Raw genomic sequence first — 12,166 nt, forward strand, 5'->3', positions numbered from 1 at the left:
TGATCCTCCAGACAAAACAATCGTTACAGGGTCAGGAAACCGTCGTACAGCCCGTACGCCGCCACCAGGGCGCCGACGATGACTGCCGCGAAGATCAGCTTCTCGACGTTGGTGAAAACCGGTTTGTTGACTTCAAGCTTGGCCTTGGCGAACAGGATCGCGCCGGGGGCATAGAGCAGGGCCGACAGCAGCAGGTATTTGACGCCACCGGCGTAGATCAGCCAGATCGCGTAGATCAGGGCGACAGCGCCGATGAACAGGTCTTTGCTGCGCTCGGAGGCCGCGTTCTCGTAACTCTCGCCACGCACCGCCAACAGCAATGCATACGCGGCCGACCACAGGTAAGGCACCAGGATCATCGAGGTGGCGAGGTAGATCAGCGACAGGTAGGTGCTGGCCGAAAACAGCGTGATGATCAGGAACAGCTGCACCATGGCGTTGGTCAGCCACAGGGCATTGACCGGCACATGGTTGGCGTTTTCCTTGCGCAGGAACTCCGGCATGGTGTGGTCCTTGGCGGCAGCGAACATGATCTCCGCACACAACAGCACCCACGACAGCAGCGCACCCAGCAGCGAGATGATCAGGCCGACGCTGATCAATACCGCCCCCCAATGCCCGACCACGTGTTCCAGCACGGCCGCCATCGAAGGGTTCTGCAGTTTGGCCAGTTCCGGCTGGGTCATGATGCCCAGCGACAGCACGTTCACCAGCACCAGGAACAGCAGTACGGTGATGAAGCCGATCACGGTGGCTTTACCGACGTCGCTGCGTTTTTCCGCACGGGCCGAGAAAATGCTTGCACCCTCGATGCCGATGAACACCCAGACGGTGACCAGCATCATGTTGCGCACCTGGTTCATCACACTGCCCAGGTCGGGGTTTTTCACGCCCCAGATGTCAGCGGTGAAGATGTCCAGCTTGAAGGCGAAAAGCGCGATAAGGACAAACAGCAGCAGCGGCACGACCTTGGCGACGGTGGTCACCAGGTTGATGAACGCCGCTTCCTTGATCCCGCGCAGCACCAGGAAATGCACGGCCCACAACAGCACCGAGGCGCCGATCACCGCGGCCGGGGTGTTCCCCTCCCCGAACACCGGGAAAAAGTAGCCCAGGGTACTGAACAGCAAAACGAAGTAACCGACGTTGCCCAGCCAGGCACTGATCCAGTACCCCCAGGCGGACGAGAAACCCATGTAGTCGCCGAATCCGGCCTTGGCGTAGGCATAGACACCGCCGTCCAGATCGGGTTTGCGATTGGCCAGGGTCTGGAACACGAAGGCCAGGGTCAGCATGCCAACCGCAGTGATTGCCCACCCGATCAGCACGGCACCGACATCGGCACTGGCCGCCATGTTCTGCGGCAGGGAAAAGATCCCGCCACCTATCATCGAGCCAACAACCAACGCAACAAGTGCACCAAGTTTCAGTTTTCCGGGAGCTTCAGACATCGCATGACTCCAGTGCAGGAGAAGAGAGACAACAGAATAAATCTGTTAGCAATTCAATCGTCTGACATAGATCAGTGCATGGGTGCATTCCATTGATAATGAAGCGCTTATGAAACCTTCCAGGGCATAAGGGGAATCGCCGGATAAGCCCTGTCCAGAGGCCTTGGTCAAATGAAATGGAAACAACAGCGTTTAACCCGAACTTTTAAGCTAGTTCTTTTTCCGTTTTGTGCAAATTTTGTCGGGCTTTTTGGATTTTGAAACGCCTTGTAAAAATCAACCGACAAAATCACGCTCTTCGCTAACGCGTATAGAATCATTGGCTATAAATAAGAGGCGAACTTTGGCGTTGTTCAATAAACGTTATTACCCTGTCCCTATTTAGTTAAATCCCATCATGTGACGGTTTCTCGATCATGGTTAATCTCCCGGCTCGATCGGGAAAATGGAGACGCAGGCATGTCGCAACCGACGCAAAAGCTCCGCCTGAGCGCGCTGATCGCGCTGGTGGTGGGTTCGATGATTGGCGGGGGGATCTTTTCCCTGCCCCAGAACATGGCCGCCCGCGCCGATGCCGGTGCAATCCTGATCGGCTGGGCGATCACCGCCGTGGGCATGCTGACCCTGGCCTTCGTGTTCCAGACCCTGGCCAACCGCAAGCCCGAACTGGATTCCGGGGTCTACGCCTACGCCAAGGCGGGGTTTGGCGACTACATGGGTTTCTCGTCCGCCTGGGGGTACTGGATCAGTGCCTGGCTGGGCAACGTCGGTTACTTCGTTCTGCTGTTCAGCACCCTGGGCTATTTCTTCCCGGTGTTTGGCCAGGGCAACACGCCTGTCGCCATCGGCTGCGCGTCGGTGTTGCTGTGGGCCGTGCATTTTCTGGTGATGCGCGGAATCAAGGAGGCGACCTTCATCAATCAACTGACCACCGTGGCCAAGATCGTCCCGTTGATCATGTTCATCGTCATCGCCGCGGTCGCCTTCAAGGCCGAGGTCTTCACCCGTGATATCTGGGGGCGCAGCAATCCGAATTTTGGCGGCGTGATGGACCAGGTGCGCAACATGATGCTGGTGACCGTGTTCGTGTTCATCGGCATCGAAGGCGCCAGCGTGTATTCGGCGCGGGCGGAAAAGCGCACGGATGTCGGGCGGGCGACGGTCATCGGTTTTCTCGGGGTACTGGCGCTGCTGGTGCTGGTGAACGTGCTGTCGCTGGGCATCATGAGCCAACCGGAACTGGCCAACCTGCAGAACCCTTCGCTGGCGGCGGTACTGGAACACATCGTCGGGCCCTGGGGCGCGTTGCTGATCAGCGTCGGCCTGGCGATTTCGCTGCTGGGCGCGCTGTTGTCCTGGGCGCTGCTGTGCGCCGAGATTCTGTTCGCCACCGCCAAGGACAAGACCATGCCGGCGTTCCTGAAAAAGGAAAATGCCAACCATGTGCCGGTCAATGCGCTGTGGCTGACCAACGTGATGATCCAGATTTTCCTGCTGATCACGCTGTTCTCCGCCGGTACTTACACCAGCCTGATCTACCTCGCATCCTCGATGATCCTGGTGCCGTACCTGTGGTCGGCGGCCTATGCCGTGTTGTTGAGCGGGCGGGGGGAAACCTACGAGCATGCGTCGGCGGAACGCACCAAGGACCTGATGATCGGCGGCATTGCCCTGGGGTACGCGGTCTGGCTGTTGTATGCCGGCGGGATGAAGTATTTGCTGCTGTCGGCGCTGCTGTACGCGCCGGGGGTGATTCTGTTTGCCAAGGCCAAACACGAGCAGGGCGAACCGCTGTTCACCCACATTGAAAAAGGCATTTTCACCTGCGTGATCATCGGCGCCGGGTTGGCGGCCTATGGCTTGTACAGCGGCCTGTTGTCGCTTTGACGGTCGGTGCGCCATCGTGAGCCGGCTCGCTCCTCCACTTGAACCGGGCCGCCCTTTGTGGGAGCGAGCCGGCTCGCGATGGGCCCGTCAATTCACCACCATTGCGCACGATGGGCGCCCAATTCCCCGGCGGCAATCGCCCATTGCACTGGAGTACCGGTGATTTTCAGTGGCACCTGCAACCGATGCGCCGGGCCCCACGCGGTCTGTTCGACCACCAGGCCCTGATCGTTTTCGTCTTCTGGGCGCAACGGTTGGTCGGTGCCTGCGCCATGCTCGATCAACAACCTCGCCATGCGCGCCAGGGAGAGTCGGGCCGACCCGCCCAGCCCGCTGTTCAAGCGCCGGGTCAACAGGGTGATCGCTGCAGCCGCCATCAGGTAGCCGGTCGCATGATCGAGCGCCTGCACCGGCAGCGGCAGCGGTTTGTCCGCCTGTTTCCACTGCTGGCCGGCCTCGGCGATGCCACTGCTCATCTGCACCAGGCTGTCGAAGCCGCGACGGTTCTGCCACGGGCCGCTCCAGCCGTAGGCATTCAGGCAGACGTCGATCAGGCCGGGGGCGAGCGCCTGGCGTTCGGCGACACCGTAACCCAGGTGTAGCAGGGCATCGGCCCGGTAGCCGTGGAGCAGAATGTCGGCATCCCTCAGCAGGCTTTCGAACAGCTGGCGATCAGACGTGTCGTGCAGGTCCAGGCGCGCGCAACGTTTGCCCAGGGTGACTTCAGGGACCACGCCCGGTTCGTTCCAGGTCGGCGGGTCGAGGCGCAAGACGTCGGCGCCGAGCCCCGCGAGGAAACGGCTGGCGACAGGGCCGGCGAGCACGCGGGTCAAGTCCAGCACCTTGAGCCCGGACAACGGTCGCGCCACCGAACCTGGCCAAGGTTGGGTGGGCTGGCGGTTGCCTTCGGTGAATGCGATCAGCGGCTCGCTGTTCACGGCCTGGCCCTGGGGATGGGCCTGCCATTGCGCCCAACTGCGCATTTCGGCAGCGCAGCCACCGGCGGCGACCACCGCGTGCTCCAGTTCGGTCTTGTTCCACCCGGCCACCTGTTTCGCCATCGCGGCGCGATCGGCACAGGCACCGAGCACGCTTTCGGCGGCAGCCCGGTGATGGGGGGCGTTGGTGTGCAGGCGAATCCAGCCGTCCCGGGTCGCGTAGTCGCCGGCAACCGGGTCCCACAGCGGCGGAACGCTCCAGCCGGTGGGGCGGATCGAGGTGGCGAACCAGAACGAGGCCAGGCGCCGGTCGACTTCAATATGGGGCAAGCGCCCGTTTTCCTGGTGCAACAGCTCGCTGACGGCTTGACCGGCGGCTGCAATGCTGGCGCTGGCCAGGTCGGTCACGGTAAACGCCGAGGGCAGGGCGCCCTCGGACGTGAACGGAATCGGGGTGTGGGGCAAGCCGAGCGCGGCTTGAATGGACGTGAGTAAATCAGTCATCGAAGGCCCTCCGGAGCGAGAGCCCGATCATAGATCAAAAAAGCGATGGCGCTGGATGAAACCTGTGGGAGCGGCGGTGGGGCTTCACACCCGGAACTGGTCCATCAGTTTCATCTGGTGGGTGGTCAGCGCGTTGAGCTGGCTGCTGATCTGCGCCGAATCGGTGGCCTGGCCGGTCAGGGTCTCGGTGACGGTGCGGATCGCCGAGACGTTGCGGTTGACCTCTTCGGCCACGGCGCTCTGTTGTTCGGCGGCGCTGGCGATTTGCAGGTTCATGTCGCTGATCACCGTGACCGCGTCGCTGATCTTGCCCAGCGCTTGCACCGCTTGCTGGATCTGCCCGGCGTTGCTGTGGGCCTGGGTCTGGCTCGAGTGCATGGTGGCGACCACGCCACGGGTGCCGGTCTGGATGCGTTCGATCACCAGGCGTATTTCCTCCACCGAGTCCTGGGTGCGCTTGGCCAGGTTGCGCACTTCATCGGCCACCACTGCAAAGCCGCGACCGCTCTCGCCGGCACGCGCTGCTTCGATGGCCGCGTTGAGGGCCAGCAGATTGGTCTGCTCGGCAATGCTGCGGATGACCTCCAGCACCGAACCGATCTGCTCGCTGTTGACCGCCAGGGCTTCGACTTCGGTCACGGCCTTGCTGACCTCGTCGGCCAGTTGGTTGATGTCGCGGGTGCTGCGCTCGATGATCGACAGGCCATCGCGGGCGGACTGGTCGGCACCCTTGGCCGCGTTGGCGGCGTTGGAGGCACTGTTGGCGACGTCGTGGGCGGTGGCGCTCATTTCGTTGGACGCGGTGGCCACCTGATCGATTTCACGGAACTGCACCTGCATGCCTTCGCTGGTCTGGCGGGCAATCTCCGAAGACTGGTCGGCGGTGCCCCGGGCGTCGGTGATGCTCTGCTTGATCTGCGCAATGGTCGGCTGCAGTTTGTCTAGGAAGCGGTTGAACCAGCCGACCAGTTCACCCAGCTCATCTTTCTTGCTGTAGTGCAGGCGCTGGGTCAGGTCACCGTCGCCGCTGGCGATCGCCTTGAGCATCTGCGCCACGCTGTTGATCGGCCGGGTCACACCCGACGCCGTCAGCCAGATCAACAGCAGGCCGATCAGGCCGGCGACAACCGCCACCGACACCGCCTGGATCGTGCCGCTTTGCTGGGCGTCATCAAGGACCGCCTGCAATTTCACCGAGTCGGCCAGCAGCACTTGCTTGGGCAAGTCGATGACCACCGCCCAGGCGTTGGCATCGGGAATCGGACTGACCGGGTAGACCGCGCGGATCAGGTCGCCCTGCTGGAGGATTTTCGCTGTCCCGGCGCCGAGCAGTTGCAGGATGTCCTTGCCTTCTGCGCCCAGGGCGTCGCTGATGTTTTTACCGACCTTGCCCGCGTCGGCCCCGTAGCCGGCGAGAACGCCGCTGCCGGAAACGATCAGCATGTGCCCGGCGTTGTTGAACAGCTCGCGCTGGGAGTCGACCGCCGCCGCTTGCAGGGCATCGAGGGCGATGTCGATTCCGACGACGCCGATGGCTTTCCCCTCCACCAGCAGCGGCAGGGAAATGGTGGTCATCAGCATTTCCTTGCCGTTGACAGTGTCGGCATAGGGGTCCAGCAGGCAGACGCGCCGGTTGTCGCGAGGGCAGGTGTACCAGCTGTTGTAGGGCGTGCCGTTGATGTTCTGCGTGGTCTTGGTCATGTCGTCTTCGACCATGATCGTGTTGATCCCTTCGCCGCCGGCACGGCTCCAGTAGCTGGCGAAACGTCCGATCTCGTTGGACTGTCGAGCGGCGTCATTGGCGAACTCGCTGTCCTTGCCATCCAGGCCATTGGGTTCGAACGCCAGCCAGATGCCCAGTACCCGGGTGTTGCGCTCGAACGCGGTTTTCAGGCTCTGGTTCAACTCTTCACGCACGGCACCGGCTTCGAGCGACCGCTTGGCGGCCATGGTGCGCATGTCCCTGATCTGGTCGGCCAGGGCAGTGACCACCAGCAGGCTTTCGCCGAATGTCTTCTGCAGCCGCACCGCCTGCTCGGCGGCCTTGGCCTGCAGTCGTTCCTGCACGCTGTCGGTGAGCATCTTGCTGCTGGAAGCGCTGACCAGCTCATCGTTCTGGTTGGTCTGGTAGAAGTTCATGCCGACGATCAGCATGACCACGCCCAGCAGGCAGAGACCGGAGAGCAGGACGATTTTCAGGCGAATGGACAGGGAGTCGAACATGGGACGAACTCAAGTAGGAATGAAGTGATGACGTGAGTCGAAGCCCGACCCGGTTCGCCAAATCCATTCAGCGCCATTGACTGCACATCGGCGTGCCGGAGAAGCGCATGAGTCCACTGCCGACGAACGGTCGTAGTTGAACGTTTGCGCGGGGAAATGTGCCGAAAAGACTGATAAAAACGGGAAAAAGCAGGGTGTATGCGGCGGGGAAAATGACCGGGACGTTCGGGTTCAGCAGCCTTGCGGCAGGGACTCCGGTCGGGTCCAGATCCACAGGTTGCCCAGGCTCATGCCCGCGATGGCGAGGTAGATCGGCCAGCCATGGTCGAGCATGACCAGCATCAACCCGGCGCACAGCAGCATGCTCGCGGTGGCGCTGACCTTGGCGCGTCGCGCGATGACCTTGCCATTGCGCCAGTTACGCAGGACCGGCCCGAACAACCGATGGTTTTCCAGCCAGGCACTCAGGCGCGGCGAACTGCGCGTGGCGGCCCAGGCGGCCAGCAGGATGAATTCGGTGGTCGGCAGGCCGGGTACGACAATGGCGATCAGTCCGATGGCCAGGCTGGTGTAGGCGAGTGCCCCGTACAGGAGGCGGGCGAGTTTTGAGGGTGAACGTTGGGGCATGCGGGTTCCTTGTGGAAGCGAGCCTGCTCGCGATGGCGATTTTCCAGTCACTGCGAAGGTGAATGTTAAATCTCCATCGCGAGCAGGCTCGCTCCCACAGGTGTTTATTCTCAGACGGGTTCGGGGGTGGTGGCGTAAGCCTGTTCCAACAATACGGTGAAACGGTTGAACGCGTCGATGGCGCCCTTGTCCAGTTCGGCTTCTTGGTCGGCGCTGAGTTCCAGCTCATCCAGGGTCTTGACGAAGGTTTTCCAGCCTTGCGCACGACCCCCGGCCGGTTCGCCGAGGTGGCGGGCGCCGAAGGTTTCGCTCAGGCCAAGGCCCACGGCGCGCTTGATCAGGAATGCCGCGCCCAGTTTCGAGCCTTCGGAGACGAAGAGCCAGCCCAGTGCCTCGGCTTTGCTCGGGTTGTTCACCGCACCGGCGACCGGTGCCGGCACTTCGGTGTCGAGGTCCGCCAGGTCGGCCTTGGCCGCCTCGGCCCGGCAGCGCGCGGGCAGGTCGCCGACCAGCGCAACCAGTTCCGGGTCGTTGTACAGCGCCACCAGTTCCGACTGGAACAGGTACTGCGCGACCACGAAGCGGGCGAAATTGGCCGAGGTCTCGAAGGGCGCGTGGGCTTTGACCAGGGCGTCCAGCTTGCTGTGAGGCTCGTGGGTGATCTGGTTCAAGCGTTGCGAACGCAAGGCAGGGCGTTGAGCAGTGTCCTGGGTCGTCATGAAATATCCTGCAAGAAGAGGGGGCTTGGTAACGAGACGTACAAGAAGACGCCTGACAGTAAAAAAACTCACTGTGCGGCTCGATGAAAACCGCACAGCGAGGTATTCAGGATCAGATGTCCCAGACCAGGTTGACCGCGAAGTTGCGACCCGGTTGAGTCAGGCGGTCGAGGTTGGCGGGGCTCACGGCCGCGGCCTCGCCGACGCCGTCGTAACCGCGCACGTCATCCCACAGCCAGTATTTTTTGTCGGTCAGGTTGTAGACACCGCCGCTGACGGTCACATCGTCGGTCACCTTGTAGTAGGCGCTCAGGTCGAGGATGCCGAAGCCCGGTGTCTTGAACTGGCTGCTGTAGCCATCCGGTGATTTGAAGGTCGTATCGTCGACACGATTTTTCTTCTTCACCAGCGTCCAACTGAGCAACCCGCCATAGTTGTCCTGGTCGTAACCGAGGCCGAACACGCCGGTCAGCGGGTTGACGCTGTTGATCGGCTGGCCGGTGTCGTTGTTGCGGCCATAGAGGTAGCTGATCGAGCCCTGGGTATAAAGGCCCTGCGGTGCGCCAAGGGTGTCGAGGTTCAGGCGACCCTTGAGTTCCACGCCCTTGATGGTGGCGTGTTTGATGTTGGCGCTGCGGAAGGTCGGTTCGTCATAGCCTGGGCGGACGGCGTCTTCGTCGATGAAGTCGCGGTACTTGTTGTAGAACACCGCGACGTCGAAAGAGCCCTGTTCGAAGTTGCCGCGCAGACCGGTTTCGTAGCCCTGGCTTTTTTCCGGGTCCAGGTCCGGGTTCGGTTCCACGCGATAGCCGGCCACGGTGTTGTCGAAACGTCCGTAGAGTGCTTTCGCGGTCGGGGTGCGGAAGCCTTCGGCGTACTGGCCGTACCAGGTGTAGTTGTCGTTGAAGGCGTAGGTCAGGCCGAACTTGGGCGAGACTTTGTGCCAGGTCTTTTTCTCATTGCTGACGGTGCCGCGACCGTCGGCCGACACGGTGTTGAGAAACTCCTGGGTGATGTGCGGCTTGAGCTCGGTGTAGTCATAGCGCAGGCCCGGCGTGAAGGTCCAGTTGTCCCAGTTGATCTGGTCCTGGGCGAACAGGCTGTAGGTGTTGATGGTCGGGTCCGGGAAGTCGCTGGATTTCACCAGCACGTCCTGAGAGCTGATGGCCCCCGCACCGGCGCAACGCAAGCCGACCGCCAGGCACGTGCCGCTGCCGCTGCGCGAACCGGTGACTTTCTGCTGCTTGAGGGTGGTGCCGTAGGTCAGCAGGTGCTCGGTGTCGGCGATGCTGAAGGCCTTGTCCAGTTGCGCGTCGAACACCCATTGTTTTTCTTCGTAGAGCGTCTCGCGGCTACGGATGACCCGGCGGGTGATCGGGTAGAAGTACTCCAGGGTGCTTTGATCGGTCTTGGCGATCTGATAATTGAGGCTCCACTTGATGTTGTCCGCCAGCAGGCTGTCGAGGGCGAAACTGTGCTCCAGGCCGAAACGTTCGCGGGTAATGGTGTCGTTACCGGTGCGCCACTGGTACATGCCGCCGGGCAGGATATTTACCGGAATCCCCGGCGCGCCTTTGTCGTAGGGGCCGCCGTAGGCGCTTTTCTGATCGGTGTCGCGGTCGTCCTTGTACTTCTCGTAGACCAGGCCCAGGCGCGAGTCTTCGTTGTAGTTCCAGCCGACCTTGGCCAGTACGTTGTAGGCCTGCACGTCTTCGGGGTTGGCGGTGGTGCGGCTCAGGCCGGTGCTGTTGTGGCTGCCGTAGGATTCGGTTTCATGACCGTCGCGCTGGCTGTAGTGCAGCAGGCCGTCGAACTGATCGGCACGCCCGGCGACGGTGGCGGACTTGAGCCAGCTGTCGTCGGCCGAGCTGTAGCCGGTTTTCAGGCGAGCGCCGACGTCCTTGCCAGGCTTGATGATGTCATCCGGGTCGAGGGTGAAGTAACTGACTGCGCCGCCAATGGCGTTGCTGCCGTAGAGCACCGAGGCCGGTCCGCGAAGGATCTCCACGCGCTTGATGATTTCCGGGTCGACATAGTTTCGCTGGCTCTTGGCGTAGGGCCCGTTGAAGAAACCGTTGGGGATTTCCACGCCATCGATCTGCGTCAGGATGCGGTTACCGTCGATGCCACGGATGTTGTAGCCGCTGATCCCGCCACGGGTTCCGGCTCCACCCACCGACACGCCCGGTTCGTAGCGCACCAGGTCCCTGATGTTGTTGACGTTGTTGCGGTCCAGTTCTTCGCGGGTCTGGACCGTGACGGTGCTGGGCACGCTGTTCACGTTCTGCTCGTTACGCGTGGCGCTGATGGTCACCTGCTGCAGATTGAGGGTGTCGGCACCGGTGCGGCGTTCGAGCACGATGTTGTTGTTGCCCAGTTTGCGGTAGCTCAGGTTGGTCCCCACCAACAGGCGTTCCAGGGCTTTCTCCGGCGGCAGGGACCCTCGTACACCTGGCGACGCGACGCCTTGTGCCAGATCGGCCGAAAAGCCCACCTGCCAGCCGGTGACCGTGGTGAAGGCATTGAGGGCCGAGACCAGCGGTTGCTGCGCGATGGCAAAGCTGTAATCGCCCATGTTGCGTGGGGTCTGCTCGGTGGCGGTCGCCGCCAGCAACGGTGCGCTGCCGGCCATGAGAATGGCGGCGGTCAGCAGGGAAAGGACGCGGGACGAAGAGGAAGAGGCGCAAGTAAGGCGAGAGGACATCGATAGTGCTCCGTGTCGCACGGGTTGTTATAGGTGCAGATAGGCATCCGAAGATGCGAATCAATTGCATTGGCTATAACGAGACGTACGGGCGTCGGCTATCGAGTAAAAATAATTCTCATTCAGTTCAGGATCACCAGCTTCGGGAATTCCTGAAGCCGCGCCGAGGTGATGTGGGCCAGTGAACGGACCACGTCCAGCGGCTGGTCGAGGCGATAGTTGCCGGTCACGGTGACATCGGCCAACTGCTCGTTGGTGTTGATGATCCAACCGGGGTAGTAGCGACGCAGTTCGGCCAGCACCTGATTCAGCGGGCAGTTCTCGAACACCAGTCGGCCCTGGACCCAGGCCAGTTCGGTGGCGGCATCGAGTTTGGCCGGGCGATCGAAGCCGTTGGGGCCGATGCGGATGCTTTCCCCGGCAGACAGGCGGATTCGCGCATCGTTACGGGTCGCGCGCAAGTCGACATCGCCACGCTGCACCTGCACCTGCGCCACGCCATCGAGGTAGCGCACCGCGAAGGCGGTATCGTGCACGCTGGCCTTGACCGGTCCGGCATCGATTTCCAGCGGCTGGCCGAGATGGGCGGGCACTTCGAAAAACGCTTCGCCCTGATACAGGCGGGCCACGCGCTGGCGATCGTTGATGGTGCTGGAAAACGCCGAATTGGTATTGAGCAGGACTTTCGAGCCGTCCTCCAGTTGCACGCGCTGGCGCTCGCCGACCACGGTCAGGTGGTCGGCCTGCAGGCGCATGGGCAGGTTGCTGAAACTGAACAGGCCGAGGATCAGCACGGCTGCCGTGGCCAGGGGTTTCCAGTGCGGGCGTAGGCGTGCGAGCACGGTGACTTTCGCTGGCCGCGTCGCCAGGTGTTGTGCGCATTCCGCCACCTGTGGACCCTCCCAGATCGCCCGGGCCTTGGCGTAGGCTTCGGCATGCAGGGCAGAGGCTTCCAGCCACTCGTTGAACTGCTGGCTCTGTTGCGCGCTCGGACTGTCCATCACGATCAACCAGTCCAGTGCCTGGTCCATCGCGCTTGCGGGGTCCTGCGCCGCAGGGGGCGCCGGAGAGTGGTGGATGTCCGTCACGGTGTTTCCTCGCAGTGTCTGTGCA

General features: G+C 62.2%; 8 protein-coding genes and 1 pseudogene. 1 reads left to right on the top strand and 8 read right to left on the bottom strand.

Going from position 1 to position 12,166, the window contains the following annotated elements:
* Positions 1-23 precede the first annotated feature (23 nt).
* Positions 24-1,451: an arginine-ornithine antiporter gene (gene arcD / locus IB249_RS13975; protein ID WP_192305597.1), complete on the bottom strand. Its 1,428-nt coding sequence runs from the start codon at positions 1,449-1,451 to the stop codon at positions 24-26.
* Between the two features lie 459 nt (positions 1,452-1,910).
* Here arcD (IB249_RS13975) and arcD (IB249_RS13980) point away from each other — a divergent pair, with 459 nt between their 5' ends.
* A complete protein-coding gene (arcD, locus tag IB249_RS13980) occupies positions 1,911-3,338 on the top strand; it encodes an arginine-ornithine antiporter (protein WP_192305599.1) in 1,428 nt (475 codons plus the stop codon).
* Between the two features lie 92 nt (positions 3,339-3,430).
* On the opposite strand, the gene IB249_RS13985 is transcribed toward arcD (IB249_RS13980), so the two are convergent.
* The 7 genes and pseudogenes from IB249_RS13985 to IB249_RS14010 form a co-directional block, all read right to left on the bottom strand.
* Positions 3,431-4,780 carry a CoA transferase gene (locus IB249_RS13985; RefSeq protein ID WP_192305601.1) on the bottom strand — a complete coding sequence of 450 codons (1,350 nt, stop codon included), beginning with the start codon at positions 4,778-4,780 and terminating at the stop codon, positions 3,431-3,433.
* 84 nt (positions 4,781-4,864) lie between these two features.
* Entirely contained in the window at positions 4,865-5,620 is a 756-nt protein-coding gene (locus IB249_RS30175) for a methyl-accepting chemotaxis protein (RefSeq protein WP_412548011.1), read from the bottom strand.
* A gap of 150 nt (positions 5,621-5,770) precedes the next feature.
* Positions 5,771-7,003, bottom strand: a pseudogene (locus IB249_RS30180) (cache domain-containing protein); the annotation flags it as partial.
* Positions 7,004-7,234: 231 nt separating this feature from the next.
* Entirely contained in the window at positions 7,235-7,630 is a 396-nt protein-coding gene (locus tag IB249_RS13995) for a YbaN family protein (RefSeq protein WP_192305605.1), read from the bottom strand.
* A gap of 110 nt (positions 7,631-7,740) precedes the next feature.
* Positions 7,741-8,349 (bottom strand): biliverdin-producing heme oxygenase, encoded by a 609-nt coding sequence (locus IB249_RS14000; RefSeq protein WP_192305607.1) that lies wholly within the window; start codon positions 8,347-8,349, stop codon positions 7,741-7,743.
* 112 nt (positions 8,350-8,461) lie between these two features.
* Positions 8,462-11,053 carry a TonB-dependent receptor gene (locus IB249_RS14005; RefSeq protein WP_192305609.1) on the bottom strand — a complete coding sequence of 864 codons (2,592 nt, stop codon included), beginning with the start codon at positions 11,051-11,053 and terminating at the stop codon, positions 8,462-8,464.
* A gap of 122 nt (positions 11,054-11,175) precedes the next feature.
* Positions 11,176-12,141 (bottom strand): FecR family protein, encoded by a 966-nt coding sequence (locus IB249_RS14010; protein WP_192305611.1) that lies wholly within the window; start codon positions 12,139-12,141, stop codon positions 11,176-11,178.
* Positions 12,142-12,166 lie beyond the last annotated feature (25 nt).

It is taken from the genome of Pseudomonas sp. PDM04 (assembly GCF_014851765.1).
GTDB lineage: Bacteria > Pseudomonadota > Gammaproteobacteria > Pseudomonadales > Pseudomonadaceae > Aquipseudomonas.

Excerpts from the sequence above, each read along its gene's own strand:
- IB249_RS30175 (WP_412548011.1), bottom strand. The coding sequence starts at position 5,620 with ATGCAGGTGCAGTTCCGTGAAATCGATCAGGTGGCCACCGCGTCCAAC.
- arcD (WP_192305599.1), top strand. The coding sequence starts at position 1,911 with ATGTCGCAACCGACGCAAAAGCTCCGCCTGAGCGCGCTGATCGCGCTG.
- arcD (WP_192305597.1), bottom strand. The coding sequence starts at position 1,451 with ATGTCTGAAGCTCCCGGAAAACTGAAACTTGGTGCACTTGTTGCGTTG.
- IB249_RS13995 (WP_192305605.1), bottom strand. The coding sequence starts at position 7,630 with ATGCCCCAACGTTCACCCTCAAAACTCGCCCGCCTCCTGTACGGGGCA.
- IB249_RS14005 (WP_192305609.1), bottom strand. The coding sequence starts at position 11,053 with ATGTCCTCTCGCCTTACTTGCGCCTCTTCCTCTTCGTCCCGCGTCCTT.
- IB249_RS13985 (WP_192305601.1), bottom strand. The coding sequence starts at position 4,780 with ATGACTGATTTACTCACGTCCATTCAAGCCGCGCTCGGCTTGCCCCAC.
- IB249_RS14000 (WP_192305607.1), bottom strand. The coding sequence starts at position 8,349 with ATGACGACCCAGGACACTGCTCAACGCCCTGCCTTGCGTTCGCAACGC.